This window comes from Jannaschia sp. 2305UL9-9 (assembly GCF_041403465.1).
GTDB lineage: Bacteria > Pseudomonadota > Alphaproteobacteria > Rhodobacterales > Rhodobacteraceae > Jannaschia.
Window position 1 is genome coordinate 1,052,439 of the sequence record NZ_JBGEHM010000001.1, and the last position, 15,759, is coordinate 1,068,197.

At 64.4% G+C, this 15,759-nt stretch carries 14 protein-coding genes; 10 read left to right on the plus strand and 4 right to left on the minus strand.

Annotated elements, in window-relative coordinates:
* Window positions 1-176: 176 nt before the first annotated feature.
* Window positions 177-2,969, minus strand: coding sequence for an aconitate hydratase AcnA (gene acnA, locus V6N07_RS05130; protein ID WP_371154543.1), 2,793 nt, complete (start codon window positions 2,967-2,969; stop codon window positions 177-179).
* Window positions 2,970-3,165: 196 nt separating this feature from the next.
* Here acnA and ccmA point away from each other — a divergent pair, with 196 nt between their 5' ends.
* The 6 genes from ccmA to V6N07_RS05160 all read left to right on the plus strand — a co-directional run bounded on the left by ccmA (window position 3,166) and on the right by V6N07_RS05160 (window position 6,764).
* Window positions 3,166-3,798, plus strand: coding sequence for a heme ABC exporter ATP-binding protein CcmA (gene ccmA / locus V6N07_RS05135; protein ID WP_371154545.1), 633 nt, complete (start codon window positions 3,166-3,168; stop codon window positions 3,796-3,798).
* Window positions 3,799-3,838: 40 nt separating this feature from the next.
* Window positions 3,839-4,495 (plus strand): heme exporter protein CcmB, encoded by a 657-nt coding sequence (gene ccmB / locus V6N07_RS05140; protein WP_371154547.1) that lies wholly within the window; start codon window positions 3,839-3,841, stop codon window positions 4,493-4,495.
* 138 nt (window positions 4,496-4,633) lie between these two features.
* Window positions 4,634-5,362, plus strand: a complete 729-nt coding sequence (ccmC, locus tag V6N07_RS05145; protein WP_371154549.1) for a heme ABC transporter permease CcmC — start codon at window positions 4,634-4,636, stop codon at window positions 5,360-5,362.
* Window positions 5,359-5,496 carry a heme exporter protein CcmD gene (gene ccmD / locus V6N07_RS05150; protein WP_371154551.1) on the plus strand — a complete coding sequence of 46 codons (138 nt, stop codon included), beginning with the start codon at window positions 5,359-5,361 and terminating at the stop codon, window positions 5,494-5,496. Before ccmC ends, ccmD begins: the two co-directional genes overlap by 4 nt.
* Window positions 5,493-6,020 (plus strand): DsbE family thiol:disulfide interchange protein, encoded by a 528-nt coding sequence (locus V6N07_RS05155; RefSeq protein ID WP_371154553.1) that lies wholly within the window; start codon window positions 5,493-5,495, stop codon window positions 6,018-6,020. The genes ccmD and V6N07_RS05155 overlap by 4 nt, the downstream gene beginning before the upstream one ends.
* 27 nt (window positions 6,021-6,047) lie before the next feature.
* Window positions 6,048-6,764, plus strand: a complete 717-nt coding sequence (locus V6N07_RS05160; RefSeq protein ID WP_371154555.1) for a hypothetical protein — start codon at window positions 6,048-6,050, stop codon at window positions 6,762-6,764.
* Here V6N07_RS05160 and galE read toward each other — a convergent pair.
* Window positions 6,754-7,770: a UDP-glucose 4-epimerase GalE gene (galE, locus tag V6N07_RS05165; protein ID WP_371154556.1), complete on the minus strand. Its 1,017-nt coding sequence runs from the start codon at window positions 7,768-7,770 to the stop codon at window positions 6,754-6,756. The genes V6N07_RS05160 and galE overlap by 11 nt on opposite strands.
* A 170-nt stretch (window positions 7,771-7,940) precedes the next feature.
* On the opposite strand from galE, the gene V6N07_RS05170 reads away from it, so the two are divergent.
* The 4 genes from V6N07_RS05170 (at window position 7,941) to V6N07_RS05185 (ending at window position 13,133) form a co-directional block, all read left to right on the plus strand.
* The gene (locus V6N07_RS05170) at window positions 7,941-8,639 is read left to right on the plus strand and encodes a hypothetical protein (RefSeq protein ID WP_371154558.1); all 699 of its coding nucleotides are present in this window, start codon (window positions 7,941-7,943) and stop codon (window positions 8,637-8,639) included.
* A gap of 79 nt (window positions 8,640-8,718) precedes the next feature.
* Window positions 8,719-10,677 carry a DNA topoisomerase IV subunit B gene (gene parE, locus V6N07_RS05175; RefSeq protein ID WP_371154561.1) on the plus strand — a complete coding sequence of 653 codons (1,959 nt, stop codon included), beginning with the start codon at window positions 8,719-8,721 and terminating at the stop codon, window positions 10,675-10,677.
* A 960-nt stretch (window positions 10,678-11,637) separates the two neighbouring features.
* Window positions 11,638-12,372: a hypothetical protein gene (locus tag V6N07_RS05180; RefSeq protein ID WP_371154563.1), complete on the plus strand. Its 735-nt coding sequence runs from the start codon at window positions 11,638-11,640 to the stop codon at window positions 12,370-12,372.
* 59 nt (window positions 12,373-12,431) lie between these two features.
* Window positions 12,432-13,133 (plus strand): DUF1194 domain-containing protein, encoded by a 702-nt coding sequence (locus V6N07_RS05185; protein WP_371154564.1) that lies wholly within the window; start codon window positions 12,432-12,434, stop codon window positions 13,131-13,133.
* A gap of 28 nt (window positions 13,134-13,161) precedes the next feature.
* Here the strand turns inward: V6N07_RS05185 and V6N07_RS05190 are convergent, their stop codons facing one another.
* On the minus strand, window positions 13,162-14,985 hold the full coding sequence (locus tag V6N07_RS05190) for an ABC-F family ATP-binding cassette domain-containing protein (RefSeq protein ID WP_371154566.1): 1,824 nt from the start codon (window positions 14,983-14,985) through the stop codon (window positions 13,162-13,164).
* Window positions 14,986-15,021: 36 nt separating this feature from the next.
* Window positions 15,022-15,660: a GNAT family N-acetyltransferase gene (locus V6N07_RS05195; RefSeq protein WP_371154568.1), complete on the minus strand. Its 639-nt coding sequence runs from the start codon at window positions 15,658-15,660 to the stop codon at window positions 15,022-15,024.
* Window positions 15,661-15,759: the final 99 nt, after the last annotated feature.

Here is a 15,759-nt window from a genome sequence, read left to right on the forward strand (position 1 = left end):
ACGCCATGGGCCGGGGCAATGGGGAACCGGTCGGCTTGCCGTGCCTTGCCACCGCTTTCATCATTTGCACGCGGCCCGAAGATCGCGGCACCGCAACGCGATCCTTGCGGGGCGCAATCGCGAAACGACGAAGGGCCCCGAAACCGGGGCCCTTCGCGCGCATTGTTAGGATATGCTTATTCTGCGGCGACGGGCGCCTGCGCAAGATTGCGCAGCACGTAGTGCAACACGCCGCCGTTCTTGATGTAGTCGATCTCCACTTCGGTATCGATCCGGCACTTCAACGTGATCGCCTTTTCGGTACCGTCGGCCATTGTGATCGTGGCAGGCACTTCCTGAAGCGGCTTGACGTCGGCCAACCCTTCAATGCTGACCTGCTCCTCACCCGTCAGCCCGAGGGAGCCGCGGCTGTCGCCACCGGTGAACTCGAACGGGATCACGCCCATGCCGACGAGGTTGGAGCGGTGGATCCGCTCGAAGCTTTCGGCGATGACGGCCTTGACGCCCAGAAGGGCCGTGCCCTTGGCCGCCCAGTCACGCGACGACCCGGCGCCATACTGCTCTCCGCCAAAGACGACGAGCGGGACGCCCGCGTCCTGCCACGCCATCGCCGCGTCATAGATCGAGGTCTGCTCGCCATCGGGGCCCTTGGTATAGCCACCCTCAACGCCGTCCAGCATCTCGTTCTTGATGCGGATGTTGGCGAAGGTGCCGCGCATCATGATCTCGTGGTTGCCACGGCGCGAGCCGTAGGAGTTGAACTCCCGCACCGGCACCTGACGTTCGATCAGGTACTGACCGGCAGGCGAGGTTTCCTTGAACGATCCGGCCGGGCTGATGTGGTCGGTCGTGATCATGTCGCCCAGAACGGCAAGGACACGCGCGCCCTTGATGTCGTGGATGGTGCCGGCCTCGGGGGACATGCCCTGGAAATACGGCGGGTTCTGCACGTAGGTAGACGTTGCCGGCCAGTCGTAGGTCTCCTGCTGGGGCACCTCGACGGCCTGCCACTTGTCGTCGCCCTTGAAGACGTCGGCGTACTTTTCCTGGAAGGCTTCGCGCGTCACGGTTTCCTCGACCAGGTCTGCGACTTCCTTGGCGGTGGGCCAGATGTCCTTGAGGTAGACATCGTTGCCGTCGCGGTCCTTGCCCAGCGGCTCCTTGGTGATGTCCACGTTCATGTCACCCACCAGCGCATAGGCCACGACCAGCGGCGGCGAGGCGAGGTAATTGGCGCGCACGTCCGGCGAAATCCGCCCCTCGAAGTTGCGGTTGCCCGACAGGACCGAGGTGGCGATCAGATCGTTGTCGTTGATCGTCTTGGAGATCTCGGGCGCCAGCGGGCCGGAGTTGCCGATGCAGGTCGTGCAGCCATAACCGACGAGGTTGAAGCCGATGGCGTCCAGATCCTCCTGCAGGTTCGCGGCCTCGAGGTAGGCGGACACAACCTGCGATCCGGGGGCCAGCGATGTCTTGACCCAGGGCTTGCGGTTCAGACCAAGCGCGCGCGCCTTGCGCGCCACGAGGCCCGCGCCGATCATCACGTAGGGGTTCGACGTGTTGGTGCAGGACGTGATCGAGGCGATCACGATGGACCCGTCATGCAGCTGCGACCGGTCGGCATCGCCACCGGAAATCCAGCCCTTCATGTGGAACCCTTCATCACCCGGGATCTCGACCGGCTCCGGCGCGCCGCCTTCACCTTCCCAGCGGATCTCGGCGCGGGCGCTGGCGTCCTTGCCGGAGCGGATGCCGTTGACATACTGCGAGAAGGTCTTGGATGCGGCCGTCAGGGCGATGTAGTCCTGCGGGCGCTTCGGGCCCGAGATGGCAGGCACGATGGTGCCCATGTCGAGGCTGAGCGTGTCGGTGTAGACCGGCGCATAATCCGCACCACGCCAGAACCCGTTTTCCTTTGCATAGGCCTCGACCAGCGCGATCCGGTCCTCTTCACGGCCCGTGTTGCGCAGGTAGCGCAGCGTCTCGTCGTCGATCGGGAAGAAGCCGCAGGTCGCGCCGTATTCGGGCGCCATGTTGGCGATCGTCGCGCGGTCGGCCAGCGGCAGGTTGTCGAGGCCCGCGCCGTAGAATTCCACGAACTTGCCGACGACGCCCTTTTCACGCAGCAACTCGACGACCTTCAGGACGAGGTCGGTGCCGGTCGTCCCTTCCATCATCGCACCGGTCAGTTCGAAACCGACGACTTCGGGGATCAGCATCGAGATCGGCTGACCCAGCATCGCGGCCTCGGCCTCGATGCCGCCCACGCCCCAGCCAAGAACAGCGGCGCCGTTGACCATGGTGGTGTGGCTGTCGGTGCCGACCAGCGTGTCGGGATAGGCGACAAGGTCACCGTTCTGGTCGGTATCCGTCCAGACGGTCTGTGCGAGGTATTCGAGGTTCACCTGGTGGCAGATGCCGGTTCCGGGGGGGACGACGCGGAAGTTGTCGAACGCGGTCTGACCCCACTTGAGGAACTGGTAACGCTCCATGTTGCGCTCGTACTCGCGGTCCACGTTCATCTGGAAGGCGCGCGGGTTGCCGAACTCGTCGATCATGACCGAGTGGTCGATGACGAGGTCGACGGGGTTCAGCGGATTGATCTTCTGTGCGTCACCGCCCAGCGCCTTGATGCCGTCGCGCATGGCGGCGAGGTCGACCACGGCGGGCACGCCGGTGAAATCCTGCATCAGAACGCGCGCGGGGCGATACGCGATTTCGCGCGGGGACTTGCCGCCCTGAACAGCCCAGTCCGCAAATGCCTTGATGTCATCGAGGCTGACCGAACGGCCGCCATCCTCGAACCGCAGCAGGTTTTCCAGAACGACTTTCAACGCGGCTGGCAATTTCGAGAAATCGCCGAGACCCGCCTCGGTCGCCGCGGCGAGCGAGTAGTAGCTGACGGACTGGCTACCGACGCTCAGCGTGCGGCGGGTCTTGGCGGTGTCTGTTCCGACTTGGACGGTCATTGGCGGTCTCCCGAAAGGGTGGGTGGCTATTGCCTGCCTCATGCCCCATGGGCGCGCTCGGATCAAGGGTATACCGTGGTATGCAATCGCGACCTTTTGAGCCGTTTCGCGATTTTTCGGGGTTCGCGCATCCTTTGCGATCGCCACGGGCCAACAGGTCTTCCCTCTGGCCTGCGACCCCGGCTAGGCAGTTGGTATGACATTGACCGTCACCAACCTTGCGTGCCGCCGGGGCCAAGCCGTCGTGCTGCGCGACGTGTGCTTCACCCTGGCGCGGGGTGAGGCGTTGATCCTTCGCGGGCCGAATGGCGCGGGCAAGACGACGTTGCTGCGAACGCTGTGCGGTCTGACCCCTGCGGTTGCGGGCACCGTGTCCGCGGATGCGGATGTCATGGCCTACGGGGCCCATGCAGACGGCCTCAAGGCGCAACTGACGGTTGCCGAGAACCTTGCCTTCTGGGCTGCCGCATTCGGCACCGGGCGGCCCGCCGTCGACAGGGCCGCGCAGGCCTTCGACCTTGGCGGCCTTCTGTCGCGACGCGCCGCCGATCTGTCCGCGGGCCAGAAACGTCGCGCGGCCCTGGCAAGGATGACGCTGACTGACCGGCCCGTCTGGCTTCTGGATGAACCGACCGTTTCGTTGGACGCGGCGAATGTTGCCCTGTTCGCCAAGGCCGTCACTGCGCATCTGCAGGGCGGTGGCAGCGCCCTCATCGCCACACACATCGACCTCGGCCTGCCGGAAACGCGCATGCTCGATGTCACCGCCTTCGCCGCCCGTGCCTCCCGCGCCCGCGAAGCCGACCCCTTCGCCGAGGCCGTCGAATGAGCCGCACCCGTTGCGCCATCCCGAAACACGGGCCGCATCCATGATCGCCCTGCTGATGCGCGACCTGCGCCTGGCCCTGCGCGCGGGCGGCGGCTTCGGCCTCGGGCTTGCGTTCTTCCTGATCCTCGCAACGCTGGTCCCTCTTGCCGTCGGCCCGCAGCCCGATCTGTTGGCGCCGATCGCGGCGGGCATCCTGTGGTTGGGCGCGCTCCTCGCTTGCCTGCTGTCGCTCGACCGTCTGTGGGCGCTGGACGCGGAGGACGGATCGCTCGACCTGCTCGCCACCGCGCCGATCCCGCTGGAGGGGGCGGCCACGATCAAGGCGGTCGTTCACTGGCTGACGACGGGCCTGCCGCTGACGTTGATTGCCGCCCCGCTGAGCCTGCTGATGTTCCTGCCGGCGTCGGCCCTGCCGTGGCTGGTTCTGTCGCTGGCTGTGGGAACCCCTGCGCTCAGCTGGCTGGGAACCTTCGGCGCGGCCCTGACCGTCGGGCTGAAGCGCGGATCCCTCCTGATGTCGCTGCTCGTCCTGCCGCTCTATATTCCCACGCTCGTGTTCGGGGCCGAGGTGACGCGACGCGGGGCGGAGGGTCTGTCGACGGCGACACCGCTGGCCCTGCTGGCGGCCATCACGCTGGGCTGTATTGCCCTGCTGCCGTTCGCGACGGCGGCGGCCCTGCGCGTCAACCTGCGCTGAGCCGGGCAACACCGGTTCGCACTGCGCACCCTGTCGGATCAAAGCCTCTGCGGCACCCCGCAAACGCGACATAGCGTCCCTTTCACAGTGGCGTCAGACCGCTTGCGGCAACCCGGTCCGGCCCATAGGAAGGGGGCCATGTCGATCTGGGAATACGCCAACCCCCGCCGCTTCATGGCCCTGTCCGCCCGCCTGCAACCATGGGTCTGGACATTGGCCATCCTGCTGTGCGGAACGGGCCTCGTCTGGGGGTTCTTCTTCACGCCCGAAGACTTCCGCATGGGGCATTCGGTCAAGATCATCTACATCCACGTGCCCAGCGCGTTCCTCGCCATCAATGCGTGGTTCATGATGCTTGTGACCTCGCTTGTCTGGCTGATCCGCCGCCACCACGTCAGCGCCCTCGCTGCCCGCGCGGCGGCACCCATCGGTCTGATCATGACCGCCGTGGCTTTGATCACCGGCGCCATCTGGGGCAAGCCGATGTGGGGCACCTACTGGGAATGGGATCCGCGCCTGACCTCCTTCCTGATCCTCGGATTGTTCTACCTCGGCTACATCGCCCTGTGGTCCGCGATCGAGGACGCGGATCAGGCCGCCGACCTGACCTCCATCCTCTGCCTCGTGGGGACGGTTTTCGCCGTTCTGTCGCGCTATGCCGCGCAATTCTGGAACCAGGGCCTGCATCAGGGCGCGTCCCTCTCCCTCGATGCGGAAGAAAACGTGGCCGACGTCTTCTGGCTGCCGCTCGTGGTGACGCTCGCGGGTTTCGTGCTGCTGTTCGTCGCGCTCGTGCTGATGCGCACCCGCACCGAAATCCGCCGTCGCCGCCTCCATGCCCTCGCACTTCGGGACCGTCTTGCATGATTGACCTCGGGAAATATGCCTTCGACATCTGGCTGGCCTATGGGCTCTCCGCTGTTCTTATCCTCGGGCTGATAGGGCAGAGCATCGCATCGTCGCGCGCCGCCAAGCGCAAGCTGACCGAGGTCGGGGAATGAGGCTTCTCGCGCTTGTGCCCATCGCCCTGTTCGCCGCACTGGCGGGGTTCTTCGTATCCGGCCTGTTCCGCGAGGATCCGGACGCCCTGCCCTCGGCCCTCATCGGCGGGGCGGCGCCCGCGCTGAACGTCACGGAGCTTCCGGGCCGCGCCCCCCTGCCCGATGCGATGCTGGCGGACGGTGAGGTGAAGCTCGTCAACTTCTGGGCCAGCTGGTGCATCCCCTGCCGGGCCGAGCACCCTCAGCTGGAGGCCCTGTCACAGGAGCTTCCGGTCTACGGCATCAACTACAAGGACAAGATCCCCGACGCGAACGCCTTTCTGGAGGAACTGGGCGATCCGTTCGCCGCGATCGGCGTGGATGGAACCGGGCGGACGGGAATCGACTGGGGCCTTTACGGCGTGCCGGAGACCTTCGTGATCGCAGGCGACGGCACCGTCGCCCTGCGCTTTGCAGGCCCCATCACCAGCAGCGTGATCGAGGACCAGATCCGCCCGGCCATCGAAGCCGCCCGCGCCCAGTGAGGGACGCGGCTTGCGAAGCGCGCTAGCATGCATAAATTCGTGACAATCGGCGCGATGGTGGGCGTGGCTGCGGCTCTTACAACCGTTTGGTTCTATCAGTCTCCTGTCACCACGGCACCAACGGACCCTGCGACAAACGCGAGATTGGGTCATCGTATCTTCATACCTTGGGAGGAGTTTCTATCCTGTCCCGGCTGCGACGGCTGGATACACTTGATCGTCGGCGGTCCGAACTACATCGCGGATCTGGGGCCGACAGAACGTCAGATCGACGTGCCAGCCGCTATCCGCAGCATGATCGGATTCAATCTCCGCCAAGATTACTGCAATCAGCAGTCGTTCGATCTTTTCCTTTCTTGGCTATCGAAAGCGACCACGCAGACAGAACCGGGCACCCACCGCGCAATTCGCCCGCCGGATGGATCACTGGACTGCCTCGGTATTGGTGAAGGAAGACTGCGCGGCCCAGGAGATGCCTGGGTCATCACAGCCCCGAGCGGCATGATCGGTCTGATATTCTGCCCGACTGGTCGCGTCATCTCAACATGCTGGCTGACCCTGACAGACGACAGCAATGCTTTCACGGTAGAAGCAGCCCCGGTTCCGCGACAGTCCCTGTGGGAAGCATATGTGCGCATCGATCCGCTGCTTTCGAACCTTGCGGCAACCTATCAGCCGACGGGCACCGATCCCATCGCCTTCCCGGCATTCACCAGATTCGCCACCGCCCCCCTCAGGAATTGAACCGCCAACCAGCCGACTGCGCCTGCACCCAATCCCAGCTGGACTGACACATGTCGCGCAACCCGTATTCCGCCTCGAACCCGAGTTCGTCCCGCGCGCGCGCAGGGTCGGCATAGAGGCGCGGCACGTCGCCTGGGCGGCGGGGGCCGATGACATGGGGCAACTCGCGCCCCACGACGTCCTGATAGGCGGCGTGCATTTCCAGCACCGACACCGGACGTCCGGTTCCTATGTTCAGAACATGGCCGCGCCCCTCCATCAGGGCATTCAGGGACAGGACATGCGCCTGCGCCAAGTCCATGACGTGGATGTAGTCGCGCCAGCAGGTGCCGTCCGGCGTGTCGTAGTCGTTGCCATGCACCTGCAACCGCTCCAACTCGCCCAAGGCGACCTTGGCGATATAGGGCATCAGGTTGTCGGGAATGCCGCGCGGGTCCTCTCCGATCAGGCCCGAAGGATGGGCGCCGACCGGATTGAAATACCGCAGGATGCCAACCGCCCAAGGGTCCGCCGCGGCCGCCTGTCCGAGGATCTGTTCGCAGGTCAACTTGGTGAACGCATAGGGGGAGGTATGCGACAGGGGCATGTCTTCGGTCAGGGGAAAGACCTCCGGCTCGCCGTAGACGGTCGCGGTCGAGGAGAACACGATACGCCAGACGCCAGCGGCTTTCATGGCCTGCGTAAGGGTCAGCAGGCCGCCGATGTTCGTCTCGAAGTAGTCCAGCGGCTTGGCCACGCTCTCACCCACGGCCTTGCGGGCCGCGAAATGCACCACGCCGTCGAAGGCGGTCTCCGCGAACATGCGGTCCAGCAGGGCCCGGTCGAGGACCGAGCCGGTCACGAGGTCCACCGGCCCGCCGGTCAGCCGTTCAAGGCGTTCCGCAACGCCCGGATCGCTGTTGGAGAAGTCATCGAGGATCGTGACATCGTATCCAGCCGCACGCAGGGCGACATGGGTATGCGACCCAATATAGCCCGCGCCGCCCGTCAGAAGTATCCGTGCCATCGTCGTCCTTTCAAACTTCCGGCTGCCCGCAGTCAGGTCCAGCCGCCGCAAGACGCGCCCGTCGTGCCATGACATGGGCGGTCGCCTCGTCGATATACCCACTTTTCGTCAATTTCTTGGCATCGTTCACCCCCATGATGGCCGCGTAATGATTGCGAGGGTTTTGACTGATGAACACACTCCTGACTTCCGAATCCGGCGCCGTGACCGTCGACTGGGTCGTCCTGACGGCTGCGCTTGTCGGTCTTGGCCTTGCGACCATGGGTGTCGTCTCTACAGGGGTGGAGTCCTCGACCGAAACCACGAACGAAGTCCTGACCAGCTATTCCATTAAGACCAAGTTTGAGACCCTGCTGGGCGAAAGCGGATTGAGCGATGGCCGCGGTGACTGGACCGGCGGTGAGTTGAAATCGATCGCGGGGTTCGGCGACATTCTGGCCCTGTCCGGCAATGCATCGACCGCCGAGTTGCCGATCGACGTCGACGAGGACTTCGACTTTGCCATCGTCGAGTTCGACATGATCGTGGGCGACAGCTGGGACAACGAGACCGGCACCATCACCATCAACGGCGAGGATGTCGTCGTATCGTCGCATCAGGTCTATTCGGACGAGCCGACGATCACGACCATCGATGGCGACGCCAAAACGACCGTCACCCTGACCCGGACCAGCGTGGATACCGGCAACACCTCGGCCCACTGGACCAGACGTGGGAACGAGGATCACACCTACCGTGTCCGCGTCGTCGCGGCCAACGACGGCGGGGCGCTGACCCTTGGTGCATCGACCACGCTGAACCAGGGGGCAAACGACGAATTCTTCGGCATCGACAACGTGACCGTGTCGGGCAGCGACTACGACCGCTGATGGCCTGCGCGCGGGTGCCCTTTCCCCGCACCCGCATCTCGCTTATCTTGTCGGCAACCACACAAGATAGAGCAGCATCATGCCCGACGACCTCCTCAACGGCGCGGCCGCCGAAACCTACGACGCCTCCTCCATCGAGGTGCTGGAGGGGTTGGAGCCCGTGCGCAAACGCCCCGGCATGTACATCGGCGGCACGGACGAACGCGCGCTGCACCACATGGTGGCCGAAGTCCTCGACAACTCGATGGACGAGGCCGTCGCAGGCCACGCCAACCGCATCGAGGTAGAGCTGCACGCCGACAATTCCGTCACCATCCGCGACAACGGGCGCGGCATTCCGATCGACCCGCACCCCAAGTTTCCCGACAAATCCGCTTTGGAGGTGATCCTGTGCACCCTGCACGCGGGCGGCAAGTTCTCGGGCAAGGCCTACCAGACCTCCGGCGGCCTGCACGGCGTGGGTGCGTCGGTCGTCAACGCCCTGTCGGACAGCATGATCGTGCAGGTCGCCCGTGACCGCGAATTGCACGAACAGCGGTTCTCGCGCGGCCTGCCGCTTGGTCCTGTCGAAAAGATCGGCGCGGCCCCGAACCGACGCGGCACCACCGTTACGTTCCACGCCGACCCCGAGATCTTCGGCCAGCAGCAACTCAAACCCGCGCGGCTGTTCAAGTCGATCCGGTCCAAGGCCTACCTGTTTTCCGGCGTCGAGATCCGCTGGAAATCGGCCGTCGACGACGGCACCACCCCGACCGAGGCGAAGTTCCACTTTCCCGGCGGCCTGTCCGACTACCTCAGCGAAACGCTGGGCACCTCGTCGACCTATGCCGATGCGGCCTTCGCGGGGACCGTCGATTTTCAGGAAAAGTTCGGCCAGCCGGGCAAGGTCGAATGGGCCATCAACTGGACGCCCGCGCGCGACGGCTTCATCCAGTCCTACTGCAACACCGTTCCCACGCCCGAGGGCGGCACCCATGTCACCGGTTTCTGGGCCGCGATCCTCAAGGGCATCAAGGCCTACGGCGAGCTTGCCAACAACAAGAAGGCCGCGCAGATCACGCGCGAGGATCTGATCTCCGGCGGCTGCGCGCTGGTCAGCTGTTTCATCGCGGAGCCTGCCTTCGTCGGCCAGACCAAGGACCGGCTGTCGTCCGAGATTGCCGCCAAGATGACCGAAGGCGCCGTGCGCGACCGGTTCGACAACTGGCTGGCCGGCGACACCAAGGCGGCGGGCGCCATCCTCGACTTCCTCGTGTTGCGGGCCGAGGAACGCCTGCGCCGGCGGCAGGAAAAGGAAACCGCCCGCAAGTCGGCCACCAAGAAACTGCGCCTGCCCGGCAAGCTGGTCGATTGCAGCCAGAACAACCGCGACGGCACGGAGCTGTTCATCGTCGAGGGCGACTCGGCTGGCGGGTCGGCGAAAATGGCCCGCAACCGCAAGACGCAGGCCCTGCTGCCCCTGCGCGGCAAGATCCTGAACGTGCTGGGCGCGGCGTCCTCGAAACTCGGCTCCAACGCCGAGATCAGCGACCTGTCACAGGCGCTTGGCGTGTCGCTGGGGACGAAGTTCAACATCGACGACCTGCGCTATGACAAGGTCATCATCATGACCGATGCCGACGTCGACGGCGCGCATATCGCGTCGCTGCTGATGACGTTCTTCTTCACCCAGATGCGGCCGATGATCGACGCCGGCCACCTCTACCTCGCCTGCCCACCCCTGTTCCGCCTGACCCAAGGCGCCAAGCGCGTCTATTGCATAGACGAGGCCGAGCGCGACGCCTGGTTGGAAAAGGGCATCGGCGGCAAGGGCAAGATCGACGTCTCCCGCTTCAAGGGTCTGGGCGAAATGGACGCCAAGGACCTGAAGGAAACCACCATGGACCCGGCCTCCCGCAAGCTGATCCGCGTATCGGTGGACGAGGATGCGCCGGGGGAGACCGGTGATCTGGTGGAGCGGTTGATGGGCAAGAAACCGGAGATGCGGTTTCAGTATATTTCGGAGAATGCGAAGTTTGCGGGGGAGTTGGATGTTTGATGGTCGATAAGCAATGAGCAAAAAAAGAAGAGTGGCTGTTCCAGTATCCGATTTGGAAACACACCTGATAGAACAGATACGCTTTTTGCAAAAATCTATTCGAGAGTATGACGCTGGCGACACCACGGAGTTTCGCCGAATTGCATCAACTCTACGCGTTATCTTTCATAATTCAAGGACATCACACTCCCTTTTCTCCCAACTCAAATTAGACAATTTGACCCTACCGTCGTACGCCGAAAAAATTGACGAACGCAACTTACTTTGCAGCTTCCCGCTGGCAATTACGTGCATTTCAGGTAACTCAACGTACCATATTCCTATTTTAGACCAGATACGCTCCAAACCTACGCAAATGGCTCTGGGCGATTGGAAAGCTGAGCTTGTTTACAAAGATCCAGGAGATCCTCGGCTAGCGACCCCGACAAAATTGGAGCTGACGAGGTGGGACTTTGTTCTGATCGTCGCGAACCAAGATGGCGGCTCGCATGTAGACCCTGAATTGGACGATAGATACGCTAGAATTGTTCGAGAAGGAGGCGGATTAGTACAGCTTACTGAGAGCGGGACCAAACCAATCTTCCAATTGGAAAGAGTCTATTTGCGTCATATTGCATTCGAAGCAAACATAGCGTTAACAAAGTGGCACAATCAAACAATTGGAAATCGAGCCTGCAGCTGTGGTAGCGAACGAAAAGCGAGATACTGCTGCCAGAAAGGAACCTTAGCCAATTAACGGCTGCGTTCCACCCGCCACTGAAGTCGGCCTGTAGATATGGGAAGCTGTAGGGAGCATGCCCGCTGCAAAGGACTTATCTGTCAGTAGCGCTGAGAAACCATAAGTGTTGTCTACGCATAATGTGTTTCTCGCTTGCGGTTCTGCGGCTTGCGAAAGGCGGAGCGGGTGACACGCCCCCTTCGTGGCTTTCCAACAAAGCGCGCACAACCTAGTCTTCTCCCATGCGCCCCATCGCTCCCTCCACCCGCACACGGGCCGCGCGCGCGGTCTGCACGTCGCTGCGCAAACTCCACTGGACGCTTCTCCTGACGCTCCTCGCCTGCACCCGCCCGCTCACCGACGCCGAAACCGCCCTCTCCGCCCAACTCCACGGCCCCACCCTCGACACCTCCGCCGTCACGCTCACCCAGAATCCCGCCATTGGCCTCTTCCCGATCACCTTCGACGCGCGCCCCCGCACCACCTGCCGGGAGCGGATCGGCCCGCCGCGCGAGGGCCGGATCACCGCCGCCACCGGGGGCATCGTCCTGTTCGAGCGTATCCTGCTGTCGCCCCGCGCCTACCTGCCGGATTACGCCGCCACCTCCGGGCCGAACGCGGAGATCGACCTGCCCGCCGCGATGTTCCTGATCCACGAACTCACTCACGTCTGGCAGTGGCAGAACCGCGACCTGACCGGCTATCACCCCTCGCGCGCCTTCACCGAGCAGATCACCATCGACGACCCCTACCTGTTCGACGACGCGGGCGCCCAACCCTTCCTGGCCTACGGCTATGAGCAACAGGCCAGCCTGGTCGAGGAATACCTCTGCTGTGCGACCCTCGACCCCGACGGCGCCCGCACCGACCGGCTGAAGCACCTTCTGCGCGAGGTCATGCCCGTCGCGGACCCGCGCGCCATCGCCCGCCCCGCGTGGGTTCCCCATACCGACGATCTGCCCGACATCTGTGCATGATCGCCGCAGGATGCGGAAACCGCTAGGCGATCGCGCCGATCCGGTCATAGGCTGGCCCCATGCTCCATATCCTCCTCGCCCTCACCCTGCTGGCGACGCCCGCCGCCGCACAGGACACGGACCTCGAACTGGTCCTGCTGGCCGACAGCTCCGGCTCCATCACGCAATCCGAACTGCTGTTTCAGCGACAGGCCTACGCCGAGGCCTTGACGGACCCGGAGGTGCTGGCCGCCATCGCCAACACCGCCTACGGCCATATCGCCGTCACCTACGTGGAATGGGCGACGAACCAGTCCGTCGTCGTCCCGTGGATGCAGATCGCGGGGCCAGAGGACGCGGAGGCCTTTGCCGCCGCCCTCGACGGCCCGCCCCGCCGCGCCACGGGCCGCAACGCCATCGGCAGCGCCCTGCTCTTCGCGGCCGAGTTGATCGAGACGAACCGTATCGACGGCTGGCGCCGCGTGATCGACTTCTCGGGCGACAGCACCGGCAACACTTTTGGCCCCCCGATGGAAGTGGCCCGCGATCAGGTCGTGGCCACCGGCATCACGATCAACGCGCTGGCCATCCTGTCGGAGCGGTCGATCATGGACGGGCGCGACGGGTTAGCGCAGGCTTACGCAGATCGCATCATTGGCGGCATGGGTGCTTTCGTGGTCGAGGCCGCGACGCGCGCGGTCTTCGCCGACGCGGTCAAACGCAAGCTGATCCTCGAAATCGCCGGCACGCCAACGCCCCGCATCGTAGCAACATTGGAGTAGCGTCCGTCGTTCCCGGACGCGTTCGGGCTCACCCCGCCGCACGCTCTTCCAGGGCCAGCCATTCTTCTTCGGCGTCCGACAGTTTCGCATGCCGCGCCACGAGTGCGTCGGTCGCCTTCTGGAACTTCACCGGCTCGCGGCTGAAAAGCTCCGCATCGCTCAAAAGCTCCTCCAGCTTGGCGATCTCCGCTTCCAGACGCGCGATTTCCGCAGGCAGGGCGTCGAGCCGGTGCTGTTCGGTGTAGGACAGCTTTTCGGTCTTTGCAGGGGGCGATGTGCGCTGCTCTGCCGCATCGGCCGCCTTGGCGACGCGCGTTTTCGTCTTTTCGTCCCAGTGAACGACATCGGGGCGCTGTGCGCGGTAATCAGACCATCCGCCGGGATAGACATCGACCCGGCCGTTGCCTTCCATCGCGATCGTCTGCGTGGCGACACGGTCGAGAAAATCGCGGTCGTGGGACACCAGAAGGACGGTGCCGTCATAGTCGCCCAGCACGTCCTGCAACAGGTCCAGCGTCTCGATATCCAGATCGTTGGTCGGTTCGTCCAGCACCAGCAGGTTGGACGGCAAGGCCATGATCCGCGCCAACAGCAGGCGCGCCTTCTCGCCCCCCGACAGGGACCGCACGGGCGCCTTCAACTGCTTGTCATCGAACAGGAAATCCTTGAGGTATCCCGCGACATGACGGGCCGTTCCGCGCACCATCACCTGATCCGAGGCGCCCGACACGCCCAGCAGCGGATCCATCGTCAGGTTGTCCCAAAGCGTCGCATTCGGGTCCAGCTTGGCACGCGTCTGATCGAAGACCGCGACCTCCAGATTGGTGCCCAGCTTGACCGTGCCCTCGTCCGGTTCAACCTCGCCCAGCAGCATCTTGAGGATCGTCGTCTTGCCGACGCCATTCGGCCCGACGAAGGCGACCCGGTCGCCCCGTAGAACGCGCAGGTCGAAATTGCTGGCGATCGGTTTGTCTCCAAAAGCCTTGGTCAACCCGAACGCCTCGATGACCTTCTTGCCGCTGGCCTGCCCCGAATCCAGCTCCAGCGCCGCCGTCCCGGCGCGCCGGATCTGCGCCGAGCGTTCGGCCCGCAACTCGCCCAAGGCACGCACGCGTCCCTGATTGCGCTTGCGTCGCGCGCTGATCCCCTCGACGGCCCAACGGGCCTCGGCCTTGATCTTGCGGTCCAGTTTGTGACGCTGGATGTCTTCCTCTTCCCACGTCTTGTCGCGCCATGCCTCGAAGCCGGAAAACCCGCTTTCCTGTCGGCGGACCTTGCCGCGATCGACCCACAGGGTCGCGCGTGTCAGGGCGGTCAGAAAGGCGCGGTCGTGACTGATCAGGACATAGGCCGCCCGCGTCGTGCGCAGCTCCTCCTCCAGCCATGCGATGGCCTCGATATCGAGGTGGTTCGTCGGCTCGTCCAGCAGCATCAGTTCCGGCGCCTCTGCCAGCAGCTTGGCCAGCGCCGCGCGCCGCCGCTCGCCCCCGGATGCGGCATCGGGCGCCGTGTCGAGGTGCAGTTTCAGGCCCTCGGCCGCCGCTTCCACCCGCCAGCTTTCGGACGGGTCGAGGCCCGATTCCGCATACTCGCGCAATGTCGCGAACCCGGTGATGTCCGGATCCTGCTCCATGTAGCCGACGGATGTGCCGGGCGACAGAACCCGTGTGCCGCTGTCGGCCTCGGTCAGGCCGGCCATGACCTTCATCAGGGTCGATTTGCCGGATCCGTTCCGCCCGACGAGGGCGACGCGATCGCCGCCCTGAACGACAAGCGAAAGATCCGCAAAAACGGGGTTCCCCCCGAAAGTCAGAGAGATGTCGGAAAGCTGAAGGAGGGGTGCGCGTGCCATGGACCGCGACCTATGCCTGCCGGCCTCCAACGTCAATCACACCGCGTCCAGCAGCCCCGACAGCAGTTGCGCACGGCGCGGAGGAATGGCGGCGATGGGCAGTGCGGTAAAGACATGGACGGTCCCAAGCTCCCTGTCCACGACCGCATGGTCCGACACCCGCGCGCCAAGCGACAGGTAGGAGCGCAGCAAGGGCGGCAGTGCCTCGGCCGTGCCGATCAGGGGCTGGGTTTCCGGGGCCTTGCGGCCGGGCATCCAATCGGCGGGCGCCACCCGGTCGCGCAGGCGCGCGGACGCGCCCGCGGCCATCGGGAACGAACTGCATCCATAGAGGGTCATCGCACCTGCCGCTTCGACCTGCCGTGCGAGAACCGCCAGCATCAGGCGGGGCACCTCCGGATCGCGCAGGCCGGGGCGCAAACAGATCCGCCCTACCTCCACCGCCTTGGGAAAGACCTTTGCGAACGCACGCAGATCATAATGCTGCGCGGTATAGCCGGTCAGGATCCCAGCTGCCTCCTGCACCGTCAGGCGGGCGCAACCGGCCAGTCCGTCCCCCCCTTCGATCAACAGATGACCTGCCGTCGCATCGAACCTGTCGCGGTCCGGCCTGCCATTGCGAAAGACATCTGATCGCAGGTCAAAGGCGGCATTCGCCCCTGTCGCATCCGTCATGCGGACACGCCACCGACCGGCCTCGATCTCCATCCCCGCCCTTTCACAAGCAACCATACCGCCCTATCTGCGTTAGTCGCACAAGATCAACGCAGGAAG

What these genes read in the sequence shown, in the direction of transcription:
- ccmD (WP_371154551.1), top strand. Translation starts at nt 5,359, where the DNA reads ATGATTGACCTCGGGAAATATGCCTTCGACATCTGGCTGGCCTATGGG.
- ccmA (WP_371154545.1), top strand. Translation starts at nt 3,166, where the DNA reads ATGACATTGACCGTCACCAACCTTGCGTGCCGCCGGGGCCAAGCCGTC.
- V6N07_RS05180 (WP_371154563.1), top strand. Translation starts at nt 11,638, where the DNA reads ATGCGCCCCATCGCTCCCTCCACCCGCACACGGGCCGCGCGCGCGGTC.
- V6N07_RS05170 (WP_371154558.1), top strand. Translation starts at nt 7,941, where the DNA reads ATGAACACACTCCTGACTTCCGAATCCGGCGCCGTGACCGTCGACTGG.
- V6N07_RS05160 (WP_371154555.1), top strand. Translation starts at nt 6,048, where the DNA reads ATGCATAAATTCGTGACAATCGGCGCGATGGTGGGCGTGGCTGCGGCT.
- V6N07_RS05155 (WP_371154553.1), top strand. Translation starts at nt 5,493, where the DNA reads ATGAGGCTTCTCGCGCTTGTGCCCATCGCCCTGTTCGCCGCACTGGCG.
- V6N07_RS05195 (WP_371154568.1), bottom strand. Translation starts at nt 15,660, where the DNA reads ATGACGGATGCGACAGGGGCGAATGCCGCCTTTGACCTGCGATCAGAT.
- acnA (WP_371154543.1), bottom strand. Translation starts at nt 2,969, where the DNA reads ATGACCGTCCAAGTCGGAACAGACACCGCCAAGACCCGCCGCACGCTG.
- galE (WP_371154556.1), bottom strand. Translation starts at nt 7,770, where the DNA reads ATGGCACGGATACTTCTGACGGGCGGCGCGGGCTATATTGGGTCGCAT.
- ccmB (WP_371154547.1), top strand. Translation starts at nt 3,839, where the DNA reads ATGATCGCCCTGCTGATGCGCGACCTGCGCCTGGCCCTGCGCGCGGGC.
- parE (WP_371154561.1), top strand. Translation starts at nt 8,719, where the DNA reads ATGCCCGACGACCTCCTCAACGGCGCGGCCGCCGAAACCTACGACGCC.
- V6N07_RS05190 (WP_371154566.1), bottom strand. Translation starts at nt 14,985, where the DNA reads ATGGCACGCGCACCCCTCCTTCAGCTTTCCGACATCTCTCTGACTTTC.
- V6N07_RS05185 (WP_371154564.1), top strand. Translation starts at nt 12,432, where the DNA reads ATGCTCCATATCCTCCTCGCCCTCACCCTGCTGGCGACGCCCGCCGCC.
- ccmC (WP_371154549.1), top strand. Translation starts at nt 4,634, where the DNA reads ATGTCGATCTGGGAATACGCCAACCCCCGCCGCTTCATGGCCCTGTCC.